Source organism: Enterobacter sp. MEB024, from assembly GCF_030209635.1.
GTDB classification, from domain to species: Bacteria; Pseudomonadota; Gammaproteobacteria; order Enterobacterales; family Enterobacteriaceae; genus Enterobacter; species Enterobacter ludwigii.
Genome location: NZ_JARVRQ010000012.1, coordinates 99,698 through 126,359, shown reverse-complemented (window position 1 = coordinate 126,359; position 26,662 = coordinate 99,698). Strand labels below are relative to the sequence as shown.

Sequence of the window (26,662 nt, the reverse complement as noted above, 5' to 3'; positions counted from 1 at the left end):
ATTTGAATATAAGTTATTGTTTTTGCAGATGTTAAAAAGGGGCGCAAGCGCCCCGTTTTGATGCAATGATTGCACTGTTTTAATGCACAATCAGAACTTGTAGGACACACCGACTGAGAATATGCCCGCCCAGGACTTATCAACCATCGGGCTGTCTTTCACTTCATCGCTCAGACGCTCATAGCGCCCGGTACCGTAGACGTTCCAGTCACCGAGGAAGTTATAGCTCGCCGTCAGTTCAAGGTACGGATCCCAGCCGTCGTCCGCACTGTAGCTCTTCAGACCGCTACGACGGGATTCGTTCTTAGAAACACCATAGTAGTAGTCGTTGTAGTTCTCACTGTTATATTGCACACCGATACCCGGGGTTAGCGTTAACGCGCCGTTGGTGTAGCGATAGAGCCAGGCCAGATCCCAGATAAAACCGTTGCTGTTATCCAGCGTATCCCCCGCAAGTGCGGTACGCAGGAAGCCATATTCGGTGTTATGCACATAAGAGAGTCCCGCCATCATGGTGCTCTTACGCTTGTCGAGCTGGCGAAGCGCATGGCTGTCGCTGTCACCCGGCTTGAAGTGCGTCGGATCGTAGTAAGCCATGATGGAGAGCTTGTCGGCCGTATCATTCCAGAGATAGTAGCCACCGCCCAGACCGCGGAACCAGAAGTTATCGCCTTCATAGGTGACAACCGGAACTGGATAAACATCACGATCATACTGTTTGTATGGGCTGTTAATCACGCCAACGCCCGCGCCAACAGTCCACTGACTTTCCGCCGCCTGTGCGGTGCTAACAGCGGTTGCGGCAAGTACGCCCAATGCCAGAAGTTTGAGTTTGGTCACAATCCATTCTTTCCTGTAGTCAAATAATCAGCGAGAGAAGTTTAACCGCCATTGTCGTACATCCCAAAATTTTTTGCCTGCTAATCAGTCTGATTAACCCGTTATTTTCAACTTTTCAGGTGACAGCCTGCTTTCATTTATATGACTACTGAATGAAAAACGTGCTTTTACCCTAAAACAGCAGGGTAAATTTTTGGATGAGTTATTGATATGTCATTGAAATTAGATTTTATCGGCATGCAAGTTTTGCAAATGCCATCTACGCTTTAAATTAAGAAGAGTTTTTTCTGAACACCCTGCGGTTCTTAGCGTCTGACCTGGCACACAGGTTGCTGCTCTGGCAGTGAGGTGCGAGAGATTCTCTTCCGGGAGCCTCCACTACTCATACGAACGGCTCTTATCCTGTGCTAAAAAACGAAAGGACGGCATGCCATGAATATATTCGATCACTATCGCCAGCGTTATGAAGCTGCCAAGGACGAAGAGTTCACACTGCAGGAGTTTCTTACCATTTGTCGGCAAGATCGCAGTGCCTATGCCAATGCGGCAGAACGGCTATTAATGGCTATTGGTGAGCCAAACATGGTTGATACTGCCCTGGAACCTCGGCTTTCCCGTCTCTTTTCGAATCGGGTGGTCGCCCGCTACCCGGCGTTTGAAGAGTTCTATGGTATGGAAGATGCCATCGAACAGATTGTCTCCTACCTGAAGCATGCCGCCCAGGGTCTGGAAGAGAAGAAACAGATCCTTTATTTACTCGGCCCTGTGGGTGGGGGTAAATCATCACTGGCTGAACGTCTGAAATCACTGATGCAGCGCGTCCCTATCTATGTGCTGAGCGCTAACGGTGAACGCAGCCCGGTGAATGACCATCCGCTGTGCCTGTTTAATCCGCAAGAAGATGCGCAAATTCTGGATAAAGAGTTTGGTATTCCGCGGCGCTACCTTGGCACCATCATGTCGCCTTGGGCGGCAAAACGCCTGCACGAGTTTGGTGGGGATATCACCAAATTCCGCGTCGTCAAGGTGTGGCCATCCATTCTGGAACAGATTGCTATCGCCAAAACTGAACCGGGGGATGAGAACAACCAGGATATCTCCGCTCTGGTGGGTAAAGTCGATATTCGTAAGCTGGAAAACTACGCGCAAAACGACCCGGATGCCTACGGTTACTCGGGTGCGCTGTGCCGCGCCAACCAGGGGATTATGGAGTTCGTCGAGATGTTTAAAGCACCGATTAAAGTGCTGCATCCGCTGCTGACGGCCACCCAGGAAGGCAACTACAACGGTACGGAAGGTATTTCCGCCCTGCCGTTTAACGGCATTATCCTCGCACACTCAAACGAATCTGAGTGGGTCTCCTTCCGTAATAACAAAAACAATGAGGCGTTCCTTGACCGTGTCTACATCGTCAAAGTGCCTTATTGCCTGCGGATCTCCGAAGAGATCAAAATTTACGAGAAACTGCTTAACCACAGTGAGCTGGTACACGCACCTTGCGCACCAGGCACTCTGGAAACGCTGTCACGCTTCTCCATTCTTTCGCGCCTGAAAGAGCCGGAAAACTCCAGCATCTACTCGAAAATGCGCGTGTACGACGGGGAAAGCCTGAAAGATACCGACCCGAAAGCGAAGTCTTATCAGGAGTACCGCGACTACGCCGGTGTGGACGAAGGGATGAACGGTCTGTCCACGCGTTTCGCCTTTAAGATCCTCTCCCGCGTGTTTAACTTCGACCATGCGGAAGTGGCGGCCAACCCGGTTCATCTGTTCTACGTGCTGGAGCAGCAAATTGAACGCGAGCAGTTCCCGCAGGAACAGGCTGAACGCTACCTTGAGTTCCTGAAAGGCTACCTGATCCCGAAATATGCGGAGTTCATCGGCAAAGAGATCCAGACCGCCTACCTGGAGTCTTATTCAGAGTACGGGCAGAACATTTTTGACCGTTATGTCACCTATGCTGACTTCTGGATCCAGGATCAGGAGTACCGCGACCCGGATACCGGCCAGCTGTTCGATCGGGAATCCCTGAACGCAGAGCTGGAAAAAATCGAGAAGCCGGCCGGGATCAGTAACCCGAAAGACTTCCGTAACGAGATTGTGAACTTCGTCCTGCGCGCCAGAGCGCATAACAACGGACGTAATCCGAACTGGACCAGCTACGAGAAACTGCGCACGGTAATCGAGAAGAAAATGTTCTCCAATACCGAAGAGCTGTTGCCGGTGATTTCGTTTAACACCAAAACGTCAACCGATGAGCAGAAAAAGCACGACGATTTTGTCGACCGTATGATGGAGAAAGGCTACACCCGTAAACAGGTTCGCCTGCTCTGCGAATGGTATCTGCGCGTACGTAAATCGTCTTAATACAAGTACAAGTGCCCGGTAGCGCATACGCCTGCCGGGCTACAAAAAAATGTCCGGCACGTCCGGACACTGCAAGTTGGCAAATGCAGTACGGGGGATATATGACCTGGTTTATTGACCGTCGTCTTAACGGCAAAAACAAGAGCACGGTAAATCGCCAGCGCTTCTTGCGCCGTTATAAAGCGCAAATTAAACAGTCGATCTCCGAGGCCATCAACAAACGCTCGGTGACCGACGTCGACAGCGGCGAATCTGTCTCCATCCCCACCGATGACATCAGCGAACCGATGTTTCATCAGGGACGTGGCGGCCTGCGCCATCGCGTACACCCAGGTAATGACCACTTCGTGCAGAACGACAGAATCGAGCGCCCGCAAGGCGGCGGGGGCGGTTCAGGAAGCGGTCAGGGACAGGCCAGCCAGGACGGTGAAGGACAGGATGAGTTTGTCTTCCAGATTTCAAAAGATGAGTATCTCGACCTGCTGTTTGAGGATCTGGCGCTGCCGAATCTGAAAAAGAACCAGCATCGTCAGCTTAACGAGTACAAAACCCATCGCGCGGGATATACCGCAAACGGCGTGCCCGCTAACATCAGCGTGGTCCGTTCGCTGCAGAACTCTCTGGCGCGACGCACGGCCATGACGGCAGGTAAACGGCGCGAACTCCGCGAGTTGGAGAGCAGCCTGAAGGTGGTGGAAAATACGGAACCGGCGCAACTGCTGGAAGAGGAACGCCTGCGCAAAGAGATAGCCGAACTCCGGGCTAAAATAGACCGGGTACCGTTTATCGACACCTTCGACCTGCGCTACAAGAATTACGAAAAACGCCCCGAACCGTCGAGCCAGGCGGTCATGTTCTGTCTGATGGATGTCTCCGGTTCGATGGACCAGGCCACCAAGGATATGGCGAAGCGTTTTTATATCCTGCTCTATCTGTTCCTGAGCAGAACCTATAAGAACGTGGAAGTGGTCTATATTCGCCACCACACTCAGGCGAAAGAGGTGGATGAACATGAGTTCTTCTACTCGCAGGAGACCGGTGGCACCATCGTGTCGAGCGCTCTGAAACTGATGGATGAAGTGGTGAAAGAGCGTTACGACCCGGCGCAGTGGAACATCTATGCCGCGCAGGCATCAGATGGCGATAACTGGGCAGATGACTCCCCGCTGTGTCACGACATTCTGGCGAAGAAAATTCTGCCGGTGGTGCGTTACTACAGCTATATCGAAATTACCCGCCGTGCTCACCAGACGCTGTGGCGTGAGTATGAACATCTGCAATCGATGTTTGATAACTTTGCCATGCAGCATATCCGCGATCAGGATGATATCTATCCGGTGTTCAGGGAACTGTTCCATAAACAGTCAGCCAACAGCAATGCCTGACCCAACAGCCAGCGAATCCGCTGGCTGTTTTCTTTACGTCCTGCCTATCCCAACGGCGAAATATTCTGTGCTAAGGTTAAACGCTGCGTATTGGTATTTAACAGGTAAATCGCTATGTCTGATGACGTTAAGGGAACAACAACCCACCAGCAACTCATTACGTTGTTAACCCAGCAGGGCGCACGATTTCGCGTCATGGAGCATGACGCCGTGGGGAAATGTGAAGCGGTGAGTGAGATCCGCGGAACCGATCTGGGGCAAGGGGCAAAAGCACTGGTCTGTAAGGTGAAGGGAAACGGCGTAAAAAAACACGTTCTGGCGATCCTCGCCGCCGATCTGCAGGCCGATTTAAGCCAGCTTGCCAGCCATTTTGGGGGGATAAAAGCGTCTCTCGCAAGCCCTGCCGAAGTCGATACCCTGACCGCCTGCGTTTTTGGCGCCATTCCGCCTTTTAGCTTCCATCCCGATCTGGCACTGGTGGCCGACCCGCTCCTGTTTGAGCGTTTTGATGAAATCGCGTTTAACGCCGGTCTGCTGGAAAAATCCGTGATTATGGATACGCAGGATTATTTGCGTATCGCCCGTCCTGAGCTGGTGACGTTCCATAAAGCGTAATCGTGTAGGCTGGCATCCCGTCAGCCTTTTTTTTCCAGAAAAATAACTGACGCGACCAGGATAATGGCAACAGCGAAAAACGATGAAGAGATGATCAGCGTTTCGACAAACATGTGATCGTACATTTTTGCGACCCTTTTTCGATGCCTGCCCCTGTTTTATCCCCCGTAAATGACAGGGTTATGACAGCAGTAAAATCTTTTTAAAAACTGTCTTCAGCCGTGTTTCCGCGTAAAGTAAGCAGGCTTACTCTTTTGGCAAGGATTCCTTATGTTTGACCCGACACTGCTCATTCTTCTGGCCCTCGCTGCGCTTGGCTTTGTCAGCCATAACACCACCGTCGCTATCTCAATTCTGGTGCTGATCATTGTGCGCGTGACCCCGTTAAACACCTTTTTCCCGTGGATAGAAAAACAAGGTCTCACCATCGGGATCATCATTCTGACCATTGGGGTGATGGCACCTATCGCCAGCGGTACGCTGCCTGCCTCGACGCTGCTGCACTCGTTTGTGAACTGGAAATCGCTGATAGCGATAGCGGTAGGCGTTTTTGTCTCGTGGCTGGGCGGGCGTGGCGTTACGCTGATGAGCAGCCAGCCCTCGCTGGTGGCCGGTCTGCTGGTGGGAACCGTGCTGGGCGTGGCGCTCTTTCGTGGCGTTCCGGTGGGCCCGCTGATTGCAGCCGGGCTGGTCTCACTGTTTATCGGGAAGTCATAGTCAGGCTGGCAATATAGCGCGCTGGCGTCTGCCCCAGCCCCTTCTTAAACATCGTGATAAACGCGGTGGTGGAGTCGTACCCCAGCGACTGCGCCACCTGCTGTACCGACTTTCCCCCAATCAACAGCTGTAACGCCACAATAAGCTGCAGCTGATGCCGCCAGCGGCGAAAGCTCAGGCCCGTCTCTTTCACCACCAGGCGCGCCAGATTGCGCTCACTCATGGCGAAGTGGTTCGCCCATTGCGCCAGCGTCTGCCAGGCGGCAGGCTCTTCCGCCATCTTCTCGCTCATCAGCCGGATTTTTGGATGAGGCGAAACGGGCAGTTGCAAATGTTCCTGACGCTGCAGCGGTAGCTCGTCAAAAAGAACATCCACCAGACGCGATGTGGCAGCAAGCGAAAGCGCTTCACGTGATTTTTCCGCCAGCGATAAGATCAGTTCCCGCACCAGAGGGGAGATCTTCAGGGTGCAGCAGCGATCGGGCAAACTTACCGCTCCGGGTTCAATAAACAAAAAGCAAAGCTGGGCACCCGGCGTGGCCTTATTGCTGTGCGGCATCTGGCCAGGGATCCACACGGCATACTGGGGCGGTACCATCAGCATGGCGTTTTCCACTTCGCAGGTAATGGCTCCCCCCAGCGCCAGAATCAGCTGTCCCTTACGATGTTGGTGTCGCGGAATGTATTGTTCCTCCGCCACCACGCGGATGCGAAACGCGACAGCCGCATCATGCTGGCTATCGGGATCGTAGCCGTCCAGTCCGAGACCAATCATCAGGTTGTCCGATATTAGCGATAAACTGTCATTTTAGCCTGATTTCAACCGTGGAGAAAATCGGTATTGTGTGCGCTCGCTTGAACGTATGAGAACACAATGACTACTGCAATTCGGGTTTCAGGAAAACAGGGCGCGCTGCTGATCGCAGGTATCCTGATGATTGCCACTACGCTTCGCGTCACCTTTACCGGAGCAGCACCGCTGCTCGATACCATTCGTCTCGATTATGGCTTGAGTACAGCGCAAACCGGTCTGCTGACCACCCTGCCTCTGCTGGCTTTCGCCCTTATCTCCCCGCTCGCCGCAGGTGTTGCCCGGCGTATCGGCATGGAGCGCAGCCTGTTTATCGCCCTGCTGCTGATTTGCGTCGGCATTGCTGTGCGCTCCCTGCCTTCCGCCCCCCTGCTTTTCATCGGTACGGCGGTGATTGGCTGCGGTATCGCACTGGGCAATGTGCTTTTGCCTGGGTTAATTAAACGTGACTTCCCGGGACAGGTTGCCAGACTCACCGGTGCGTATTCCCTGACGATGGGGATCTCCGCGGCGTTAGGTTCCGCACTGATTGTTCCGCTGGCGCAGGGGGAAGCCGGCTGGCATGGCGCCCTGCTAATGCTGATGGCCTTTCCGTTGGCTGCACTACTGCTCTGGCTGCCACAGTGGCGTCAGAAACACGTTGCGACGGTGACCGGTGCAGGCGCGTTACATAACCGCGCCATCTGGCGCTCTGCCCTCGCCTGGCAGGTCACCCTTTTTCTGGGGATTAACTCGCTGATTTACTATGTCATCATCGGCTGGCTACCGGCGATCCTGCTCAGCCACGGGTATAGCGAAGCCCAGGCGGGTTCTGTGCACGGACTCTTACAGCTGGCCACCGCCGTGCCGGGTCTCGCTGTGCCGCTGATCCTCCATCGTCTGAAGGATCAGCGAGCAATCGCCGGCGTCGTGGCGCTGTTGTGCGCGATAAGCGCAGCAGGATTGTGGTTTGCGCCGGGAATGGCGGTCATGTGGACGCTGGTGTTTGGTTTTGGTACCGGGGCAACGATGATCCTTGGCCTGACCTTCATCGGGCTGCGCGCCAGCTCTGCGCATCAGGCCGCGGCCTTGTCCGGCATGGCACAGTCGGTTGGCTATCTGCTGGCCGCCTGTGGCCCGCCGTTGATGGGCAAAATTCACGATGCTGCCGGTGACTGGCGGTATCCGCTTCTGGCCTGTGCACTGGCCGCCGTGATCATGGCCGTTTGCGGTATGCTTGCCGGGCGTGACCGGGAGGTCACGCCCCGTTAGTAGAATGGCAGACCACCAGGTCTGCCTTTTTTATCCGCGCGCCGCGCGCAGCATTGCCTGTACCAGCACCACCGGTCGACCTTCCAGCGCGGCACGTTCATGCTGGAATAAAGTGATCACGAAGAACGGATGGGTCAGTAGCTCCGCGGCGCGAATTTCACCCTGCTCGTCCCAGCCGGTGACGCGCATTTCGCCGCTCTCCAGCTCCCGTGCAAATTCCGGCGACACACCGTAATTGCAGTGATATCCCTCCACGATTTCCGGTTTGCCATAGGCTTTGGCGATGAGCGTATTGTTGCGCAGCTCAATTGCATCGGTTTTTTCCACCAGCGAGCAGGTTAATGGCGCAATCACCATTGTGCCTTCGGTATCCGTTTCGGCGTGCGCCGCATCGTGCCAGCCCAGCACATTACGGGCGTACTCAATCAGCGCATGCTGGAACCCGCCGCAGGTGCCGAGGAAGGGAATGCTGTTTTCGCGTGCGTAGCGTGCAGCGATAAAGGCCGCCGCTGTGTTTTTGTACGGGCTTGCGGGAACCAGCCAGATAGCGTCATAACCTACCAGATCTTCCGGGCTGGTCAGTTCCGTGGTCGCGAGCCAGTCATAATCAGCGGTGAGGTCAAGAACGGCAGCGGCGTCGTCAATTGCCAGCGGGATCGCCTGGTGCGCAATAACATCGGGATTGTAATCGCCAACCAGCGCAATGCGCAGTGTGGTTTTAGCCGGGAGGTGTTCCATGAAAGGTTCCTTATGCCTGAGTATTAGCAGATAACATAAGGAACCTCAGACTACCGATCTTCTGCAATTATCACAATACCTTAAATTGGGTGGGTAAAGACAAAGTGCTAGAGTAATACGCAGAACGTTTTGCCGCAGCTGAGGAGAAAAGATGATCCAGTGTAAACGCGTATACGAACAGGCAAGCCCGGACGATGGTTATCGGGTGCTGGTAGACAGACTCTGGCCGCGTGGCGTGAAGAAAACCGATCTCGCGTATGATGAATGGTGTAAAACGCTCACCCCGTCCAACGATTTACGCAAGGCGTTTCATAGCGAAACCCTTGATTTCAACGCCTTCAGCAAGGCGTACCGGGAAGAGCTGGCGCAGCACAAGGACGAGGGGTTGCGTCTTGCGGCGCTGGCCAGCAAGCAGACCTTAACCCTTCTCTATGGCGCGAAAGATAAGGAACACAATCACGCCCTGGTGTTAGCCGACTGGCTGCGTAATGTCTAGTCAGTCGATCATCAGTTCATCAAGGATTTGCGGCGCCGTATCCGGGGTAAGCGGCATCAGATGTTCGGCACGAATAAACGCAAAGCCGTGCTGATTGTCAAACGCGAAGACATCACCAGTCACCAGCCAAAGCGCGCGATCCGAGGTGGTGGGTAACTGCGTCATGACGCCATTGACCGGGTTAACGAAACGCTGGCCGGGCTGACACAGGCCAAACAGTTCAACAGATTTACCAATATTACGACGGCCGGACGCCGTGCGGGCACCGATGATCATCGCCATGCTGCCCGGTTTAAGCTGAAACATACTTCTCTCACGATAACGGTAGCCATCGAAAGGCTAAGAATAATCCTAAAGAGAAGTGTACCGCAGCCACTATCCCGCTGTCACCTGGCAGGTTGCGGATGATCGCGACGATAAAGCGCCCATTCATCGATCACTTCGCCGCCAGGCAACTTGCACTCCGTGCGAACCCCTTGCGGGCTCTGAACCGGGACCTGTTCCCCGCCTTTATTCAGGCAGTAGACGGAGGCGGGATTAGCCATCCCGATAACATGGGGCGGTTTCGGGGCATCAGGCGGGGATGTTTTGGAGGTACAGGCGGCCAGCGGTAACGCCAGTGCCAGAAGCAGTAATCTCATCTCATTGATCCTTTTAACTTCATCAGACTTTAAGGGTAACGGGTCACCGCCGCTTTCTCCACGATTTCTCCATCTTAACTGCACTTTTCCACACTACAGTGGCACGTGTTCTCAATGACCAGAGAACATCATTCCGTAATCAAGATGTCTTTGCCCCGGTCTCAACATCGGGGCTTTTTTTCTCCCCCGCTCCCCTGTGATGAATATTAAAATTTTTATATTCATGTTTTACTATGCCCGAAGTCGAAAAATTCAGCATAACATGCAGATGCAGACGTCTTCTGCATGGGAGTGAGCCTACGTCATGTCGGATATTATCCTTGCCCGTGTTTCAGAAACGCTCGCCACTGAGCAGTCCCTTGAAAGTCTCGTCCGCCAGCTGCTGGAGATGCTGGAGATTGTGACTGAAATGGAGTCCACCTACCTGACGAAGGTCGATATCAATGCGCGGCTGCAGCATATCCTCTACGCCCGCAACAGCAAGCAGATGCAGATCCCTGAGGGGCTGAGCGTTCCCTGGGGCGACACGTTGTGTAAGCGCGCCATTGAGAGTGGTACGTTGTTCAGTAACGAGGTGGCTGAGCGCTGGCCGGATTGCGATGCCGCGAAAGCCCTTGGCATTACAACCTACATGAGTATTCCTATTCACCTTGCGGATGGTTCACTCTATGGCACGCTCTGCGCCACCAGCACAGAAAAGAAACATCCCAGTGACCGCGGTGAACAAGTTCTGAAATTATTCGCCGGGTTGATTGCCCAGTATATTCAGAAAGAGTCACTGGTGATCCAGCTTCGGGAAGCCAATGCGGCACTCATTGCGCACTCTTATACCGATGCCCTTACCGGATTACCAAACCGCCGCGCCATCTTCGAAGAGCTGACGACCCTGTTTTCGCTGGCAAAGCACCTTAAACGCAACGCCATCATCGCGTTTATCGACCTTGATGATTTCAAGCTGATTAACGACCGTTACGGACATGAATCAGGCGATCGGTTCCTGATTGAAGTGGGTAAACGTCTGACTGAAGAAAAACAGGCGGACGAAATAATTGGCAGGCTGGGCGGTGATGAGTTTCTGGTGGCCTCGCTTAGCCAAACCAACAGTACGGGTGAGAACACACAGATTAACCTGCTTAAAACGCGCCTCGACGCCCGTATTGCAGGAGAATACTGGCTGGGGAGCGTGAACATTATTTATCCGGGCGCCAGCTTCGGTGTGATTGAAGTTGACCCCACCGTGACCGATCCGGACAGTGCGTTACGCGCGGCTGATGTCGCGATGTATCAGCATAAGAAAGGAAAAAGCAAAACGTGCTTTCTCGCGATGGATTAACCCCGTACACTCTACGGCGTTATAAAAACCGAAACAGGTGATGGTATGAGAATAGGGATCCTCTTCCCGGTCGTTATTTTTATAACGGCGGTAGTGTTTTTGGCCTGGTTTTTTGTCGGTGGTTACGCTGCTCCGGGGGCATAAATGAGAAAAACAACCCTCATTATGCTGATCGTGGCAATCGTGGCTGTTGCAGGCTCGCAGCTAGGCTGGTGGTAAACCCACCACGTAAAAAGGCCGCCATATGGCAGCCTTTTTCAACATTTATCAGGCTTAGCTTTTGATTTTTCTGTAGATAAACAGAACAACCAACGCACCGATCACCGCGACAGCGAAGCTGCCGAAGTTAAAGCCATCGACCTTACCAAAGCCGAACAGCGTACTGATCCAACCGCCCACCACTGCACCGATAATCCCCAGTATTACGGTGACGATAAACCCACCGCCATCTTTGCCCGGCATAATCCACTTCGCCAGAATACCTGCAATAAGCCCAAAGATAATCCAGGATAAAATTCCCATAAGTTTCCTCTCCGTATGGTTTTTGTCATTAAATCAACGACACAAGAAAGGATAGCACAGGATTTCAGAAAGGAAATTTGTGATAAGCATCACAGTGAGAGAGTGCGCGTTTATTCATCAACAGCACCACAAGAAATATGGGGTTGCATCTTTTGTTGAGAAAGATTATCTTTCTCAACACTGAATAGTTGAGTGAAACGCTCAGGTATTCAGTACGACATTGCTCACATTGCTTCCAGTATTTCTTGCCCACTCTAGAGTGGGCTTTTTTTTGCCTACACCGCAACAAAAGCGTGCCGGTTTCGCCCTGCGCGTTTTGCCTGATAGAGCGCCTGGTCGGCGGCTATAATGATGTTCTGCTGGCTGCCCGCGATATCCACGGCACGCGCAGTGGAGATCCCGACGCTAACCGTGACCCGCCCGAAGGGACTGAAAGCATGTTCAATATGCAGCGAAAAGACATTGCGAATGATCGTCTGACCGAGGCGGAGCGCTTCCTGGATATCCGTGTCTGGCAGGATCAGTGCAAACTCTTCCCCACCATAGCGCGCCACAACCTGGTTGTCCCGGTTGAGGCTCTCCCTGAGGCTATTTCCCAGCAGGGTTAAACAGCGGTCCCCTTCGGGATGACCATAGTTATCGTTGTATTTTTTGAAGTAGTCCACATCGACAATCAACACCGAAATCGGGGCGTCGCTGGCCGCACAGGCCGCAATTTCTGACAGAATTTTTTCATCAAAAATGCGTCGGTTGAAAAGCCCTGTTAGCGCATCTTCAGACGCAATAATCTTCAGCGCCCTGTTATCCCGTGTTTTTCTGGATAAATCGGAATAGAGGAAACAGGACGCCGCAATGAGTATCGCGGTAAAAACCAAAATGAGTACAGAAAGCTGGAGAGCCTGCTTGCGCCAGGGGGCGAGCGCTTCTTGCGTACTGACCGCCACGGTGGTGACGAGCCCGTAGCGCTTGTTCTTCTCGAAAGCATAAATGCGTTCGATTTTATCAAACCGTGAGACAGAGCTGGCGATACCCGCGTTTTGTACCTTGAGGTATGTCCTGAAGAGAGGCGAATCCGAAACAATCGCGCCGATGTAATTATTTTTAAACGGATGACGTACCAGCAACACGCCTGACTGGGTTGTTAAGCCGATCACGCCTGAGTGACCAATATTGATCTGCCCGTATAACGCCAGAAAATTTTCGATACCCAGCGTAACCACAACGACACCGTTAAACGCGCCGGTAGGGGTTTCCAGCCGACGACTAATGGTTATGACCCATTTACCATTCGTTCTGCTGACCACCGGCTGGCCAATAAAAATCTGCTGGCTCTTATTTTCTTTGTGGTAGATAAAAAACGACCTGTCCACCCCTTTCCGGGGTCCGGAAAAACTTTCATGCAGTGCCGTAAAAATATTCCCTTGCGCATCGTAAACAACCACATTATTTATCTGGATAAGAAGATTATCCTGATTGCTTATCATCCGCTGGATATTTTTGGCCTGTTGTGGGGTCATGCCATAAATTTTGATTATGTCGGAAACCGAAGTAATCAACATTTCACTTTGGCGCATGATCCCTTCGCTGTACACGTCTAAGGTATGGCTCAGGTTGGCAACGCTGGTATTTATTTGCTGGATCGACTGCTGCCTGGACGTGGTAATTTGGACGGCAAGCGACAGCGAAATGATCAATGAGACAATGATGACGGTAATAGTTGTTGTGTAAAAAGTATTTTTCACATGCACGAGCTCTTCCACCTTATCACGCCTGACATCCCTGGCTGACAACTAGAGTCACTGTAACAAAGCTCAGGATAAGAGGAAAATGAATTGCACTTAAGCATACAACAGAAATCTGATGATATTTCGCTTTTCGCAAACGGGCATCAGATATTATTACTGGGCCCCTTTCACAGAAAAAATCTCTTACAGACTGACCTTCTCCAGGGGCTTAGATAAGATGACTTTAATAAATTCTTTATACGAGACCGGTTTACCAAAATAGTATCCCTGCAACAGGGTAATCTGATTACGGTTGAGATAGTCCAGTTGCTCCTTCGTTTCTACCCCTTCAGCCACGATATGCAGTGAGAGTTTTTTCGCCAGGTCAATCACACAGTCCAGCAGGATCGTAGAGTCTTTCGCCTCTGATACCCGGTTCACGAAACTTTTATCGATTTTAATATAATCAATCGCCAGCGCGTGCAGACAGGAGAGTCCGGAATACCCGGTCCCAAAGTCATCAAGCGCAATGACGAAACCGGCGTTATGTAACGCATTGAGATTTTCCACCAGATGAGGATTATCGATCAGCGGTTCACGCTCGGTCACTTCGAGAACCAGTTTGACCTCTTTACCATAAAAGCCTTTTCCAAAGACCCGGCAGTCAGCGATAAAAGAAGGCGCATTGATGTGTCTGGCGCTGATGTTCACCCCGATGTGAAATCCGTCCGGCAACTTAGGCAAAAGCGGCTTAAGCTCGGTCACCACTTTCGCCATTAAATTTTTGGTCAGCGGAATTATCAGACCGCTGCGCTCGGCAATCGGAATAAAAACATCCGGTGGGATAAAGCCTGATTTTGGGTGCTTCCACCTTGCCAGCACTTCCACGCCATACAAACCGCCGGTATCGCCATTCACGATCGGCTGATAGTACGGAACGATCTCGCCGTGGATGATGGCTTTACGCAGATCGTCTTCAAACGAGCTGCTTTTCCCCCTGTAGCGACGGATAAGAATGCCAACAGCTACAGATAACGCAAGGATAAGCAGTATGAGGCTCCATCCCTGATGCAGTAAACGCGTCAGGCTGAAAAAGGCGGGAGGCTGCCAGGCCATGCCAAACGGAAAATGTGCCGATGCTGTTAAGGAACCCGCCCACTTCACGGGGGGCCAACTGATCACATCGCCCGCGCCGGCTATTGCTTTATCGCCAACAACCAGCCTCAGTCCCGTGTTGTTTGCTGCACTCGCAATAACATCCCGCAAATGCGCGTCGCTAACGCTTACGATAACGCGTCCTTTCGCGACGGGCATCTGAAAAAGTAACACCGGAATGCCGTTCACCAGGCGATTACCGGGGAGCAGCATCAATCCTTTGTTGGGCAGCGTCTGCGGGCGAAGAATCAATACGCCGTTTCCGGGAAGGGAGGTACAGACGATCCTACCCTGCTGCTCAATCATAATGGCGCGAAGATGCGGTTTCAGCGCAGCTTCCGAACCCAGTTCACGCTGTCCGGTGTCGGTACACCCTGCAGCGGCGACCCGTTTTGCTGTATCTGCAGCACTGACAGCCTCAGCAAGAATGGCCTCAATTTTACGCGTGCTTGCGGCGGCGGTTTCGGCATAATTTGACCGGGCCATATGCCACAACTGCCAGTTAATGATCAGCATGCCACTCAGAAACACAAATAAGGCACACAGAATGGGGAGCATAACGTTGCGCACGATTTTTTCCTTAAGAGAAAAACGCTCATTTATGACCTGTATAAGGCGATCGCCTGGCAAACTCTGCGCTGCTTAAAGCAATGTGAAAAGTTTAGTTAAGATTTATCTTAAAAAACTGGTACTTCCGCATGAGTTACTCTGACTGAATAAGATAAACCTCCGTTATTATCAGGCTTGTGCCTTGCCCTGGCTGTGTTAAGATTTGTGCAATCAGGGAGCGAACGGGACCACTGGAAAATGAAAAAGATCATTGCCGTTGCTATCATTTCAACGTTGCTGGTCGCCCTCTCTCTCTACGCGGTTAATGCGGTTATCGTGGCCCAGCAAAAGAGCAAACAGCTCGAGGTTTCCCATTCCCTTTTGCAATATTCAGAAGTCCTCTCTCAAAGTGTGGCGCAGGCGCTCAAAAGCATTACTACACAGGGTTGTGATAAAACCAGTCTCGATAGTTACAGGCAGATAAAGTTAGATAGCCTCTATTTCGGGGATATCGGTTTTATTGAAAAGGGGAAAATAGCCTGTACTGCTTTTTGGGGTAAACTCGCCACTCCCGTTGCCCTTCCTGCAGAGCTGCATAAAACGCCACGGGGTTTTCTTCTGGCACAGTTTTCCAGAAAAGATTTTTTTACAGGCAATGCGGCAATTTATAATAACGTGATTATATTCACCTCCCGCTATGCTTACGATAAGTTCACGCCGATTACGGCGAACTATTCACTGAGTACGACGACCAAAGATTTCGGCAGAACATTTTTCTCAGCCTCCCCGGTGATAAAAGAACAGAGCTGGCTGCATTCGAATCTGTTTACCTTAACCCTGACGCAGTGCAGCGCCGTATGGGATTTGTGTGTGATCGTGAAGCATCACAACGCAGGGCTGGCTTCGTTGTCGCTGGTGGTGTTTACCCTTCTCACGGCAATTTCGGCTTTCATCTGGATAGCGATCACGCTGTTTTTCTTCCGCATCTATGAAGATCGGTTCTCACTGGAGCGCACGCTGGTTAACGCGGTAAAAGCCAATACCATCAGCGTTAACTACCAACCCATTATTCGAATCCAGGATAAAAAAATGGTGGGCGTTGAAGTTCTGTCGAGATGGCGCGATAACAATCATGGAGAGGTCTCGCCTGAGCTCTTTATTCCCTTAATTAAGAAAATTGGCCTGTATCAAAAGTATTATATCAATATCATCGAAAAATCCCTGGCAGAAATCGCCTCGCTGGCGATTAAACATCAGCTGGTGATTTCATTAAACATTGGTCGAACCGAGATTGAAGACGGGCAATTCATTAAGATTCTGTGTCGTGAGTGTTTAGTGAATAGCATTCCACTCTCCTTGATAAAAGTCGAACTCTCTGAAAAGGCGGTCTCCACTGCGGATGTTCTCGAAGGGTTTTGTCAGGCGTTAAAATCACTGGGTGTGAGAATATCAATTGACGATTTTGGAGTGCAAAACTCTAACCTCGCCCGCATATCGCTTCTGGAATACGATGAGATCAAAATAGATAAATCGCTGGTAGATGGTATTAATGAGCATTATAAACAGAATATATTCGTCATCTTTAGTGACGCCCTCGCCAGACTGAATAAAACGCTCGTCTTTGAAGGTGTGGAAAGCGAAACGCAATATCGCTTTATTGCTGACCGGTATCCTGATGCCCTGATTCAGGGATGGTATTTCTCTAAATCACTGACCATTGGTGAACTGACGCAGCAACTTAACAACGATAAGCAAAAAACCAGCGCGTTAGCATGTCAACATTGACGACGTGACGGCTCTGCATAGCGACCAGTTATAATTCACGACGTTGAGTTTTAGCTCTCCGCAAACCTCACCGTAACGCTGCATGCGGCGCTCACGGAAAAACGCCCTCAGTGATTCAGGCAGACAGTCTGCCTGGTAGCGCAACAGCGTAGTGTGCCAGAACGGCGCTGGCAAAGGGGTATTGCCATGGCGTAAGCGCAACGCCTCTTGCCAGTCCGTGGTTAAGAGACGTTCACAAAACGCCTGCCGCTGCCTCAAGGCAAGTGTATCGGGTATGCCTGCAAGCAAGAGCTGGTTGGGCAATGCCACCAGCCTGAGTTCCCGAACCGTGATGCCCAGACCGGCAAAAGGGGTCCATGCGTCGATAAGCTGATGCGTCTTCGCCGGTAACGGTGCATTCTCGTCGTAGAGAGGGAGCGTTATGGGTACGAAGGTGAAATGGAAGCCGGATGGCGGCTGGAGGTCTACTAACGAGTCGTGGCGGGTCAACGCCCGCAGTTCCCGAAACAACATGTCGACAGACGCGGCCATTTCCGGCTGGAAACCTGTCGCCAGTGCGAGCTTTTGCGTAGCATAAAACGGCTCCCTTACCGCTCCGATACCGTCCTGCTTTTCCCAGAGTGCCAGCGTCTTCGCGTTGGTGTCGTGGTAATGTTTTTCCAGATCAGACGTTTCCATTTCTTTCCTAAAAACATATAGTCGTCACATTCAGACCGTAGATTACCCTGAAGCACACTCTCATTTGGTTAAAACGTGAAAAATTCTCTGTTGTTTCCGCTGGTACTCTTTTTCCTGATCGTTATTTTCGCCCTGCTCATCGGTAAACCCTCAACACACATCCCGGATAAAAAATGCATGTGGTCCGATAGCGTGATGCTGAGCTGTTTAGCAAAGCATCAGCACAACGGTTTTTGAGGCGGACTATTCATTTCCCCACTGATTGAGGAAGTTCGCAATATCATCAATGCGCGCGCTACGGATGCCGGCTTCACTGGCCATCTCTTGCTGGGCTTCCTCGCTGATCTCTTCATTGTTCGATAAACGGGTGAGCAGCAACTGGAAATAACAGGCAAGAGGATCGCGCTCTGCCTCACTTACCGACTCCGCGGCTTCCGACGCGTATTCATCGACGATGTCATAATATTTAAGTGGAATTTCATTGTGCATAAACAGTCTCTTCTCTGACCTTTAAGGGTAATGCCTGAGTATATCGGACGGCACTCTTAGACCAAAGCCTTGTTAATCAACGCAACCACAGTGCAATCAATGCAGCCAGCGCCGGTAAAGCCTGAACATAGAGTATTTTTCGGCTGGCGGTCATGGCACCGTAAATGCCCGCAATCAACACGCAGGTCAAAAAGAAGAAGACCACAGGAACACCGCTTTCACCAAGCCATAGTCCCCAGAGCAGTCCCGCTGCCAGAAAACCGTTATACAACCCCTGATTTGCGGCCAGCACACGGGTGTCGCGTGCAAAATCAGGGCTGAGATTAAATGCCTTGTGGCCTGTTTTTGTGTTCCACAGGAACATTTCCAGCACAAGTATGTAGAGATGAATTAATGCAACAATAGCGACAAGGATCGTAGCTAACATCTTGCAGTCTCCCGCAGGCAGAGGAAAAAAACGGGGACCTTCAGGCCCCCGTTCACGTTTAACCCAGAATCTGGATGACATATTCGCGATGATCGCGTCGCCAGACTCTGAACATTTTAGCATCTTCTATAGCGTTAACGATCGGGCCAGCGACTTCAACCATTTTATATGGTGCATCAACGTGACACCGGAACGTACATTAACTCAGAACGCTGCCGTTCCATACCTCTCCGAGATTTATTACCCGGTCATTATTGTATGCACCAGAGGCATTCAGGTTTTTCAGCGGGCTCCAGTCATTGTTCCAGGGGATAAACATGGTTGCTTTAGGGTATTTCTGAAGAATAACACTCACTAAATTTGCATAATCAAACTGGCCGTTAATTGTTGATGGCCCCACCTCAGCAAAGGCAAACGGCTTATTCAATGCCACCATTTCATCGTAACCGTTTACAGTGGCAGGATTGTCTGTATACAAGTCCAGGCCAGTAATATCAACATACTCTGCGCCAGGGTAATAAGATGTCTTATAATCCCGGTTTGCATCAGGAGAGAAGACCCAGAGTAAATTGTTTAACCCTTTCGTTTTAACGAAATAATTAAAGATATCCTGATACAGGCGTCGATACAGATCCATACGTACAGTATCGTTTGTATTCTCACCGGTTGCCCCCCACCAGAACCACTCGCCATTCATCTCATGCAAGGGTCGATAAAAGACGGTGACACCTTTCTCATTCAGTTGCTGTAGGCCCTGAGCGACCTTATCAAGCATTGCCAACCAGCGTCCACGCGACGGTGTTCCAGACTGTAAGATTGCAGAAAATTCATCATTACTCACAGGATGCTTGAGAGCCCCCTTTCCATCACCAGGATTATTACCCGCAAAACAAGGGTTTGGTAAATGGTGGCTGATCGCGACCAGTCCGCCTTTTTTCCAGTGGTCGATCAGATCGGCATTACAACCAAAATCGATCAAACTGGCTTCCTCTCCAGGGGTACAGGCATCCCAGCCACGGGCATAGTCAGCGCTATAAATAGCCGGGAATTTCCCGGTCAGGGCCTGCAGGTCTTTTCCTTGTTGCAGGGAAAAAGCATCGACGCCGCCGATATTGCTATAGCCACCAAAAATACCTGAAATGAGCTTTTTACCCTGTCGATCAGACAGACCACTCAACCACTGATAAATCATTTTCGCATTATTATCTGCAGACTGATTTGCGGGTACTACAGCAAAAGTACTCATTTATAGAATATCCTTACGTCTCGATTGGAAAATACATGGCAATGAATAACCATGCGTATTTGCTACGTACACAATAAAACCGATATTGCCCGGCTTTATTTTTTCGTACAGTTTGTCTGGCTTTTCCCACTACCGCGGACAGTGCCAGCACAGCAATACCGTTTGATTAAATAACTTGCTGCGACAGGGATATTTATATCAGCCGCCTGCTTAAAATGATGCTAATTCACGTTGTGCTATCTCCCGTAATACGAGTGATATTCCGCACACCAGAAAGTTATGCTGACAACAGAATTAATGAGGGTTTCACCGTAATCGCGTCGTACCCGATAAGTCAGATCAGGTATTCATGAGCGCGGCACCGGGTGAGGCCGGACACCATAACAATGAATTTAGTGAGACGTGGAATTAAGATACTCAAGAAATTTTGGGGTATACATCGCCGAATCAAACGGCGAAAGCGCATGATGGCCCGGTAAAGCGTGGACGGTAAATGCTATTGAAGGGAGGGGTTTTGATAACCGTAAGAAATCGAATAATAAAAAACGGGAACCCATCGGCTCCCGTTCTTGTTTAACCCAGACTCTGGATTACATGTTCGCGATAATCGCGTCGCCAAACTCTGAACATTTCAGCAGCTTAGCGCCTTCCATCAGACGTTCGAAATCGTACGTTACGGTTTTCGCGTTAATCGCGCCTTCCATACCTTTAACGATCAGGTCTGCGGCTTCGAACCATTCCATATGACGCAGCATCATTTCTGCAGACAGGATGATAGAACCTGGGTTCACTTTATCCTGGCCGGCATATTTTGGTGCCGTACCGTGGGTCGCTTCGAACAGTGCGCACTCGTCACCGATGTTCGCACCAGGGGCGATACCAATACCGCCAACCTGCGCCGCCAGGGCGTCAGAGATGTAGTCACCGTTCAGGTTCATACAGGCGATAACGTCATATTCAGCAGGACGCAGCAGGATCTGCTGCAGGAACGCATCGGCGATCACATCTTTAATGATGATCTCTTTGCCGGTGTTCGGGTTCTTGATCTTCTGCCATGGACCACCGTCAATCAGCTCACCACCGAACTCTTCCATCGCCAGCTGGTAGCCCCAGTCTTTGAATGCGCCTTCGGTGAACTTCATGATGTTGCCTTTGTGAACCAGCGTCACAGAGTCACGGTCGTTGGTGATCGCGTATTCAATAGCCGCACGCACCAGACGTTTAGTCCCTTCTTCGGAGCAAGGCTTGATACCGATACCGCAATGTTCAGGGAAGCGAATTTTCTTCACGCCCATCTCTTCGCGCAGGAATTTAATCACTTTCTCTGCGTCAGCAGAGTCCGCTTTCCACTCGATGCCCGCGTAGATGTCTTCTGAGTTTTCGCGGAAGATAACCATGTCGGTCAGTTCAGGGTGCTTAACCGGGCTTGGGGTGCCCTGATAGTAACGAACCGGACGCAGACACACGTACAGGTCCAGCTCCTGACGCAGCGCAACGTTCAGGGAACGAATACCGCCACCGACTGGAGTTGTCAGAGGGCCTTTAATAGCAACGCGGTAGTCGCGGATCAGGTCCAGCGTTTCAGCTGGCAGCCAAACGTCCTGGCCATAAACTTGAGTAGATTTTTCACCGGTGTAAATTTCCATCCAGGAAATTTTACGCTCGCCTTTGTAGGCTTTCTCAACAGCGGCATCAACCACTTTCAGCATTGCCGGGGTAACGTCTACACCGATACCGTCACCTTCGATGAACGGGATAATCGGATTGTGAGGAACGTTAATCTTGCCGTTTTGCAGGGTGATCTTTTTACCTTCCGCCGGAACAACTACTTTGCTTTCCATTAACCTCTCCTTCGAGCGCTTCTGGTTGTTACTGATCTTATGTTAATAAATTGTAATGAGCCCTTCGATAGTACCTGATTGTCCGACGCCATGAAAGGTCTTCGTTAATAGGCTATAATGCGGCAATTGATAACGTCTGAAAATACCATGAAGAAAACTTCTTTTACAAAACACCGGGTTGAGCGATTCAGCTCACGACAAGCCGCCAGAAGACCACAAGAATCCCAGCCAAAGCGGGTGATTTTGTTCAATAAACCCTACGATGTTTTGCCGCAGTTTACTGACGAAGCCGGACGCAGCACGCTGAAGGATTACATTCCTGTTCAGGGCGTCTACGCCGCCGGCCGGCTGGACCGGGATAGCGAAGGACTTCTGGTCTTAACCAACGATGGTGCCTTACAGGCCAGGCTCACTCAGCCGGGCAAACGCACGGGAAAGATTTACTTCGTCCAGGTTGAAGGTGAACCGGATGAAGAGACGCTGGCGACATTACGCCGCGGCGTGACGTTAAACGATGGTCCTACCTTGCCTGCAGGTATTGAGCTCGTCAGCGAGCCGGAATGGCTGTGGCCACGCACGCCGCCTATCCGCGAGCGCAAATCCATCCCGACGAGCTGGCTCAAGATCACCCTTTATGAAGGCCGTAATCGCCAGGTTCGCCGGATGACCGCACACGTGGGCTTCCCTACCCTGCGACTTATTCGCTACGCCATGGGCAACTTCACCCTGGATTCACTGGCAAACGGTGAATGGCGGGACGTTACCCCTTAAGGAGTCACTATGTTTAAACCGCATGTCACGGTCGCCTGCGTGGTTCACGCGCAGGGTAAGTTTCTGGTCGTAGAAGAGAGTATTAACGGCAAGGCGCTGTGGAACCAGCCTGCCGGGCACCTAGAAGCCAATGAAACCTTACTGCAGGCCGCTAAACGCGAACTGTGGGAAGAGACCGGTATCCACGCGGAGCCGCAGCACTTCATCCGTATGCACCAGTGGATTGCCCCTGATCACACCCCGTTCCTGCGCTTTTTATTTGCCGTCGAGCTTAGCGAAACGTGCGCCACAGAGCCGCAGGACGATGATATCGATCGCTGCCTGTGGGTCACTGCCGAAGAGATCCTAAATGCGCCAAACCTGCGCTCGCCGCTGGTTGCCGAGAGTATCCGCTGCTGGCAGTCTGCTGGTCGCCTGCCGCTTGAGGTGATTGGAGAATTTAACTGGCCGTTTACAGAGGGTGCCAATGGTGGGGGGGCGTGATAGAATACGCCGCCTTGAAGTTCAATGTCGTGAGTATTCCATGTCAGATAACAGCCAGAAAAAAGTGATCGTCGGCATGTCCGGCGGTGTCGATTCCTCCGTTTCCGCCTACCTGTTGCAACAACAGGGCTATAAGGTGGAGGGCCTGTTCATGAAGAACTGGGAGGAAGATGATGGCGAGGAATATTGCACTGCTGCTGCGGATCTCGCCGATGCGCAGGCGGTGTGCGATAAGCTGGGCATTGAACTGCACACCGTTAACTTTGCCGCAGAATACTGGGACAACGTCTTCGAGCTTTTCCTGGAAGAGTACAAAGCCGGTCGTACCCCGAACCCGGACATTCTGTGCAACAAAGAAATCAAATTTAAAGCCTTCCTGGAATTCGCCGCAGAAGATCTGGGCGCAGACTATATTGCGACCGGGCACTACGTGCGTCGTGCCGATGTGAATGGCAAAAGTCAGCTGCTGCGCGGTCTGGATGGCAACAAAGATCAAAGCTACTTCCTTTATACACTCAGCCACGAACAGATTGCGCAAAGCCTGTTCCCGGTAGGCGAGCTTGAAAAGCCGCAGGTGCGTAAAATCGCCGAAGAGCTGGATCTGATCACTGCTAAGAAAAAAGACTCTACCGGTATCTGTTTTATCGGCGAGCGTAAATTCCGCGACTTCCTTGGTCGTTACCTGCCGGCACAGCCGGGCAAAATCGTTACCGTCGACGGTGATGAGATTGGTCAACATCAGGGGCTGATGTACCACACGCTGGGCCAGCGTAAAGGGCTGGGTATTGGCGGCACCAAAGAAGGCAGCGAAGATCCGTGGTACGTCGTAGATAAAGATGTCGAAAACAATATTCTGGTTGTTGCTCAGGGCCACGACCATCCGCGTCTGATGTCCGTCGGCCTCATCGCACAACAGCTGCACTGGGTCGATCGTGAGCCGCTGAAGGGTACGCTGCGCTGCACGGTAAAAACACGCTATCGCCAGACCGATATCCCTTGTACCGTCACCGCGCTGGATGATGAACGCATTGATGTGCGTTTCGACGAGCCGGTTGCGGCGGTCACCCCAGGCCAGTCCGCCGTATTCTACAGCGGCGAAATCTGTCTGGGCGGCGGGATCATTGAACAGCGCCTGCCGCTGCCGGCCGTTTAACACGATTGCACACATAAAGGAGAACGTGTGGCGAAGAACTATTATGACATCACCCTGGCACTGGCTGGAATTTGCCAGTCTGCCCGTCTGGTGCAACAGCTGGCGCATCAGGGTCATTGCGATGCTGACGCGCTGCACGTTTCACTCAACAGCGTTATCGACCTCAACCCCGGTTCGACTCTGGGTGTCTTCGGTGGGAGTGAAACCAATCTTCGTCTCGGTCTTGAAACTTTGCTTGGCGTGCTCAACGCCAGTAGCCGCCAGGGGTTGAACGCGGAGCTGACCCGCTATACGTTAAGCCTGATGGTGCTGGAGCGTAAGCTCAGTGCGGCCAAAGGCGCGCTTGATACGCTCGGTGACCGCATTGCCGGGCTGCAGCGCCAGCTCGACCATTTTGATCTGCAGTCCGAAACGCTGCTCAGTGCCATGGCCGGCATTTATGTTGACGTCATCAGCCCGCTGGGCCCACGTATTCAGGTCACCGGCTCTCCTGCCGTGCTGCAAAGCCCGCAGGTTCAGGCAAAAGTCCGCGCCTCCCTGCTGGCGGGTATTCGTGCCGCCGTGCTGTGGCATCAGGTTGGCGGTGGCCGCCTGCAGTTAATGTTTTCTCGTAATCGCCTGACGACTCAGGCAAAACAAATTCTTGCTCATTGTTAACCTCCCGGAGTTGCGAATTATGGAATTATCCTCACTGACCGCCGTATCCCCTGTAGATGGACGCTACGGCGATAAAGTCAGCGCGCTGCGCGGGATCTTCAGCGAATATGGTTTGCTGAAGTTCCGTGTTCAGGTTGAAGTACGCTGGCTGCAAAAGCTGGCCGCCCAGGCAGCAATCAAGGAAGTTCCTGCTTTTGACGCCCAGGCAAACGATTACCTCGATAAAATCGTTGCTGACTTCAACGAAGAAGATGCTGCGCGCATTAAAACTATTGAGCGCACCACCAACCATGACGTAAAAGCGGTTGAGTATTTCCTGAAAGAGAAAGCGGCAAGCGTGCCTGCGCTGCATGCCGTGTCTGAATTCATTCACTTCGCCTGCACCTCAGAAGACATTAACAACCTGTCTCATGCGCTGATGCTCTCCACCGCGCGCAAAGACGTGGTGCTGCCTTACTGGCGTAAAATCATCGACGCGGTAAAAGCACTGTCTGTCGAATATCGTGATATTCCGCTGCTGTCCCGTACCCACGGTCAGCCGGCCACTCCCTCCACGATGGGTAAAGAGATGGCAAACGTGGCGTACCGTATGGAACGTCAGTATCGTCAGCTGGAGCAGGTCGAAATTCTGGGTAAAATCAACGGTGCGGTAGGTAACTACAACGCCCACATCGCCGCCTACCCGGAAGTGGACTGGCATCAGTTCAGCGAAGCGTTCGTGACCTCTCTGGGTATTCAGTGGAACCCGTACACCACCCAGATTGAGCCGCACGACTATATCGCGGAACTGTTTGACTGCATCGCTCGCTTCAACACCATTCTGATCGATTTCGATCGTGACGTGTGGGGTTACATCGCGCTGAACCACTTCAAACAGAAGACCATTGCCGGTGAAATTGGCTCCTCAACCATGCCGCACAAAGTCAACCCAATCGACTTCGAAAACTCCGAAGGCAACCTGGGTCTGGCGAATGCGGTGCTGCAGCACATGGCGAGCAAACTGCCGGTTTCCCGCTGGCAGCGCGACCTGACTGACTCCACCGTGCTGCGTAACCTGGGCGTGGGTATCGGCTACGCGCTGATCGCGTATCAGTCCACCCTGAAAGGTGTAAGCAAACTGGAAGTGAACCGCGACCGTCTGCTGGACGAGCTGGATCACAACTGGGAAGTGCTGGCAGAGCCCATTCAGACCGTCATGCGTCGTTATGGCATTGAAAAACCGTACGAGAAACTGAAAGAGCTGACGCGCGGCAAACGCGTAGACGCCGAAGGCATGAAACAGTTTATCGACAGTCTGGAACTGCCAGAAGACGAGAAAACCCGCCTGAAAGCGATGACCCCGGCAAACTATATCGGCCGTGCCATCACCATGGTTGACGAGCTGAAGTAACCTCCCTTCCCCCTTTCCGCCTGGAAAGGGGGCTGCTTTTCCCCGGTTTACTTAATGTTTATCCCCACAACAACATAATCAGCGTGACCGTGGAAAAGAGAACACAGAAATAGCAATAGAGCGCTCACCCGCCTCACCATATAGTTATCTAGATTGACAACAAGCCCTAAAGGGGCTATCCTTCATCTTTATGGCCCCGAATCGCTTGCGCGCATCATCCCGTAAGTGAGAACAATGAATGCTATACCTTTTGATGCCAGAGTAGTCATTATATCTGTGTATATTAAATTCTTTTAACAAATAAGCCTCGCGGGGCTCTTACCGGTGCATTATGTCGCTGATCGATAATTACACACCACCTACAACAGAAGACCTTGCGCACCTTAAAGAAGAACTTGGTCTCACAGGCCTCCAAATGGCAAATTTAGCTGGTCTTGCCGGCAGCAATCACTGGAGGAAATATACTGGTGGCGAAACGCCAAGAATTATGGGAATACATATGCTCTTTTTCATGGCCGCACAGTTAGCATTGAATGATAAAGAGTTGAAGAAAGTACTCGAAAAAATGCGTGAGATAGGGGCAAGCATCTCCTGAGGG

Annotated in this window: 30 protein-coding genes; 16 read left to right on the top strand and 14 right to left on the bottom strand. The window is 51.7% G+C overall.

Going from position 1 to position 26,662, the window contains the following annotated elements:
* Window positions 1–90: 90 nt before the first annotated feature.
* On the bottom strand, window positions 91–840 hold the full coding sequence (locus tag QRN24_RS18405) for a MipA/OmpV family protein (protein WP_014169638.1): 750 nt from the start codon (window positions 838–840) through the stop codon (window positions 91–93).
* Between the two features lie 432 nt (window positions 841–1,272).
* Between QRN24_RS18405 and yeaG the strand changes: the two genes are divergently transcribed.
* The 3 genes from yeaG to QRN24_RS18390 all read left to right on the top strand — a co-directional run bounded on the left by yeaG (window position 1,273) and on the right by QRN24_RS18390 (window position 5,207).
* On the top strand, window positions 1,273–3,207 hold the full coding sequence (gene yeaG, locus QRN24_RS18400) for a protein kinase YeaG (RefSeq protein WP_014169637.1): 1,935 nt from the start codon (window positions 1,273–1,275) through the stop codon (window positions 3,205–3,207).
* 101 nt (window positions 3,208–3,308) lie between these two features.
* A complete protein-coding gene (locus QRN24_RS18395) occupies window positions 3,309–4,592 on the top strand; it encodes a YeaH/YhbH family protein (protein WP_014883442.1) in 1,284 nt (427 codons plus the stop codon).
* 114 nt (window positions 4,593–4,706) lie between these two features.
* Window positions 4,707–5,207, top strand: a complete 501-nt coding sequence (locus QRN24_RS18390; protein ID WP_014169635.1) for a YbaK/prolyl-tRNA synthetase associated domain-containing protein — start codon at window positions 4,707–4,709, stop codon at window positions 5,205–5,207.
* Between the two features lie 20 nt (window positions 5,208–5,227).
* On the opposite strand, the gene yoaI is transcribed toward QRN24_RS18390, so the two are convergent.
* The gene (yoaI, locus tag QRN24_RS18385) at window positions 5,228–5,332 is read right to left on the bottom strand and encodes a small membrane protein YoaI (protein WP_014169634.1); all 105 of its coding nucleotides are present in this window, start codon (window positions 5,330–5,332) and stop codon (window positions 5,228–5,230) included.
* A 145-nt stretch (window positions 5,333–5,477) separates the two neighbouring features.
* Between yoaI and QRN24_RS18380 the strand changes: the two genes are divergently transcribed.
* A complete protein-coding gene (locus QRN24_RS18380; RefSeq protein WP_014169633.1) occupies window positions 5,478–5,924 on the top strand; it encodes a DUF441 domain-containing protein in 447 nt (148 codons plus the stop codon).
* On the opposite strand, the gene QRN24_RS18375 is transcribed toward QRN24_RS18380, so the two are convergent.
* Entirely contained in the window at window positions 5,908–6,699 is a 792-nt protein-coding gene (locus tag QRN24_RS18375; protein ID WP_284942951.1) for an AraC family transcriptional regulator, read from the bottom strand. The genes QRN24_RS18380 and QRN24_RS18375 overlap by 17 nt on opposite strands.
* Window positions 6,700–6,798: 99 nt before the next feature.
* On the opposite strand from QRN24_RS18375, the gene QRN24_RS18370 reads away from it, so the two are divergent.
* Window positions 6,799–7,986, top strand: coding sequence for a CynX/NimT family MFS transporter (locus QRN24_RS18370; protein WP_014169631.1), 1,188 nt, complete (start codon window positions 6,799–6,801; stop codon window positions 7,984–7,986).
* 30 nt (window positions 7,987–8,016) lie between these two features.
* On the opposite strand, the gene QRN24_RS18365 is transcribed toward QRN24_RS18370, so the two are convergent.
* Entirely contained in the window at window positions 8,017–8,724 is a 708-nt protein-coding gene (locus QRN24_RS18365; protein ID WP_014169630.1) for a CTP synthase C-terminal region-related (seleno)protein, read from the bottom strand.
* A 151-nt stretch (window positions 8,725–8,875) separates the two neighbouring features.
* Between QRN24_RS18365 and QRN24_RS18360 the strand changes: the two genes are divergently transcribed.
* Window positions 8,876–9,220 carry a DUF488 domain-containing protein gene (locus QRN24_RS18360; protein ID WP_014169629.1) on the top strand — a complete coding sequence of 115 codons (345 nt, stop codon included), beginning with the start codon at window positions 8,876–8,878 and terminating at the stop codon, window positions 9,218–9,220.
* Here the strand turns inward: QRN24_RS18360 and QRN24_RS18355 are convergent, their stop codons facing one another.
* Window positions 9,221–9,526 carry a nuclear transport factor 2 family protein gene (locus QRN24_RS18355; RefSeq protein WP_020884446.1) on the bottom strand — a complete coding sequence of 102 codons (306 nt, stop codon included), beginning with the start codon at window positions 9,524–9,526 and terminating at the stop codon, window positions 9,221–9,223.
* A gap of 80 nt (window positions 9,527–9,606) precedes the next feature.
* Window positions 9,607–9,861: a putative hemolysin gene (locus QRN24_RS18350; RefSeq protein WP_020884447.1), complete on the bottom strand. Its 255-nt coding sequence runs from the start codon at window positions 9,859–9,861 to the stop codon at window positions 9,607–9,609.
* 304 nt (window positions 9,862–10,165) lie between these two features.
* Here QRN24_RS18350 and QRN24_RS18345 point away from each other — a divergent pair, with 304 nt between their 5' ends.
* The 3 genes from QRN24_RS18345 to yoaJ are packed head-to-tail and all read left to right on the top strand — an operon-like array spanning window position 10,166 to window position 11,413.
* The gene (locus QRN24_RS18345) at window positions 10,166–11,194 is read left to right on the top strand and encodes a sensor domain-containing diguanylate cyclase (protein ID WP_044868073.1); all 1,029 of its coding nucleotides are present in this window, start codon (window positions 10,166–10,168) and stop codon (window positions 11,192–11,194) included.
* 45 nt (window positions 11,195–11,239) lie between these two features.
* Window positions 11,240–11,338, top strand: a complete 99-nt coding sequence (locus QRN24_RS18340; RefSeq protein WP_014883431.1) for a YoaK family small membrane protein — start codon at window positions 11,240–11,242, stop codon at window positions 11,336–11,338.
* The gene (gene yoaJ / locus QRN24_RS22745) at window positions 11,339–11,413 is read left to right on the top strand and encodes a protein YoaJ (RefSeq protein WP_071605476.1); all 75 of its coding nucleotides are present in this window, start codon (window positions 11,339–11,341) and stop codon (window positions 11,411–11,413) included.
* Window positions 11,414–11,467: 54 nt separating this feature from the next.
* On the opposite strand, the gene QRN24_RS18335 is transcribed toward yoaJ, so the two are convergent.
* The 3 genes from QRN24_RS18335 to pdeG form a co-directional block, all read right to left on the bottom strand.
* Window positions 11,468–11,716 carry a GlsB/YeaQ/YmgE family stress response membrane protein gene (locus QRN24_RS18335; protein WP_006174788.1) on the bottom strand — a complete coding sequence of 83 codons (249 nt, stop codon included), beginning with the start codon at window positions 11,714–11,716 and terminating at the stop codon, window positions 11,468–11,470.
* Window positions 11,717–11,991: 275 nt separating this feature from the next.
* Window positions 11,992–13,464: a sensor domain-containing diguanylate cyclase gene (locus tag QRN24_RS18330; RefSeq protein WP_032679672.1), complete on the bottom strand. Its 1,473-nt coding sequence runs from the start codon at window positions 13,462–13,464 to the stop codon at window positions 11,992–11,994.
* Window positions 13,465–13,644: 180 nt separating this feature from the next.
* Window positions 13,645–15,165: a cyclic di-3',5'-guanosine monophosphate phosphodiesterase PdeG gene (pdeG, locus tag QRN24_RS18325; protein WP_193161911.1), complete on the bottom strand. Its 1,521-nt coding sequence runs from the start codon at window positions 15,163–15,165 to the stop codon at window positions 13,645–13,647.
* A 237-nt stretch (window positions 15,166–15,402) separates the two neighbouring features.
* On the opposite strand from pdeG, the gene QRN24_RS18320 reads away from it, so the two are divergent.
* Window positions 15,403–16,929, top strand: coding sequence for an EAL domain-containing protein (locus tag QRN24_RS18320; RefSeq protein WP_193161909.1), 1,527 nt, complete (start codon window positions 15,403–15,405; stop codon window positions 16,927–16,929).
* Here QRN24_RS18320 and QRN24_RS18315 read toward each other — a convergent pair.
* The 5 genes from QRN24_RS18315 to icd form a co-directional block, all read right to left on the bottom strand.
* Window positions 16,912–17,607 carry a hypothetical protein gene (locus QRN24_RS18315; protein WP_284942950.1) on the bottom strand — a complete coding sequence of 232 codons (696 nt, stop codon included), beginning with the start codon at window positions 17,605–17,607 and terminating at the stop codon, window positions 16,912–16,914. The genes QRN24_RS18320 and QRN24_RS18315 overlap by 18 nt on opposite strands.
* A gap of 243 nt (window positions 17,608–17,850) precedes the next feature.
* The gene (locus tag QRN24_RS18310; RefSeq protein ID WP_284942949.1) at window positions 17,851–18,096 is read right to left on the bottom strand and encodes a DUF2543 family protein; all 246 of its coding nucleotides are present in this window, start codon (window positions 18,094–18,096) and stop codon (window positions 17,851–17,853) included.
* Window positions 18,097–18,172: 76 nt separating this feature from the next.
* Window positions 18,173–18,523, bottom strand: a complete 351-nt coding sequence (locus tag QRN24_RS18305; RefSeq protein WP_020884453.1) for a DUF1304 domain-containing protein — start codon at window positions 18,521–18,523, stop codon at window positions 18,173–18,175.
* A 199-nt stretch (window positions 18,524–18,722) separates the two neighbouring features.
* Window positions 18,723–19,769 carry a glycosyl hydrolase gene (locus tag QRN24_RS18300; RefSeq protein ID WP_219372897.1) on the bottom strand — a complete coding sequence of 349 codons (1,047 nt, stop codon included), beginning with the start codon at window positions 19,767–19,769 and terminating at the stop codon, window positions 18,723–18,725.
* A 590-nt stretch (window positions 19,770–20,359) separates the two neighbouring features.
* A complete protein-coding gene (gene icd / locus QRN24_RS18295; protein ID WP_014169617.1) occupies window positions 20,360–21,610 on the bottom strand; it encodes an NADP-dependent isocitrate dehydrogenase in 1,251 nt (416 codons plus the stop codon).
* A gap of 117 nt (window positions 21,611–21,727) precedes the next feature.
* Between icd and rluE the strand changes: the two genes are divergently transcribed.
* The 6 genes from rluE to QRN24_RS18265 all read left to right on the top strand — a co-directional run bounded on the left by rluE (window position 21,728) and on the right by QRN24_RS18265 (window position 26,659).
* Window positions 21,728–22,381, top strand: coding sequence for a 23S rRNA pseudouridine(2457) synthase RluE (gene rluE, locus QRN24_RS18290; protein WP_047955426.1), 654 nt, complete (start codon window positions 21,728–21,730; stop codon window positions 22,379–22,381).
* 9 nt (window positions 22,382–22,390) lie between these two features.
* The gene (locus tag QRN24_RS18285) at window positions 22,391–22,864 is read left to right on the top strand and encodes an NUDIX hydrolase (RefSeq protein WP_020884456.1); all 474 of its coding nucleotides are present in this window, start codon (window positions 22,391–22,393) and stop codon (window positions 22,862–22,864) included.
* 40 nt (window positions 22,865–22,904) lie between these two features.
* On the top strand, window positions 22,905–24,017 hold the full coding sequence (gene mnmA, locus QRN24_RS18280) for a tRNA 2-thiouridine(34) synthase MnmA (RefSeq protein ID WP_032670452.1): 1,113 nt from the start codon (window positions 22,905–22,907) through the stop codon (window positions 24,015–24,017).
* A 27-nt stretch (window positions 24,018–24,044) separates the two neighbouring features.
* Complete coding sequence (hflD, locus tag QRN24_RS18275) at window positions 24,045–24,674, top strand: high frequency lysogenization protein HflD (protein WP_014169611.1); 630 nt, start codon at window positions 24,045–24,047, stop codon at window positions 24,672–24,674.
* Between the two features lie 19 nt (window positions 24,675–24,693).
* Window positions 24,694–26,064 carry an adenylosuccinate lyase gene (purB, locus tag QRN24_RS18270; RefSeq protein ID WP_284942948.1) on the top strand — a complete coding sequence of 457 codons (1,371 nt, stop codon included), beginning with the start codon at window positions 24,694–24,696 and terminating at the stop codon, window positions 26,062–26,064.
* Between the two features lie 331 nt (window positions 26,065–26,395).
* Entirely contained in the window at window positions 26,396–26,659 is a 264-nt protein-coding gene (locus QRN24_RS18265) for an XRE family transcriptional regulator (protein WP_284942947.1), read from the top strand.
* Window positions 26,660–26,662 lie beyond the last annotated feature (3 nt).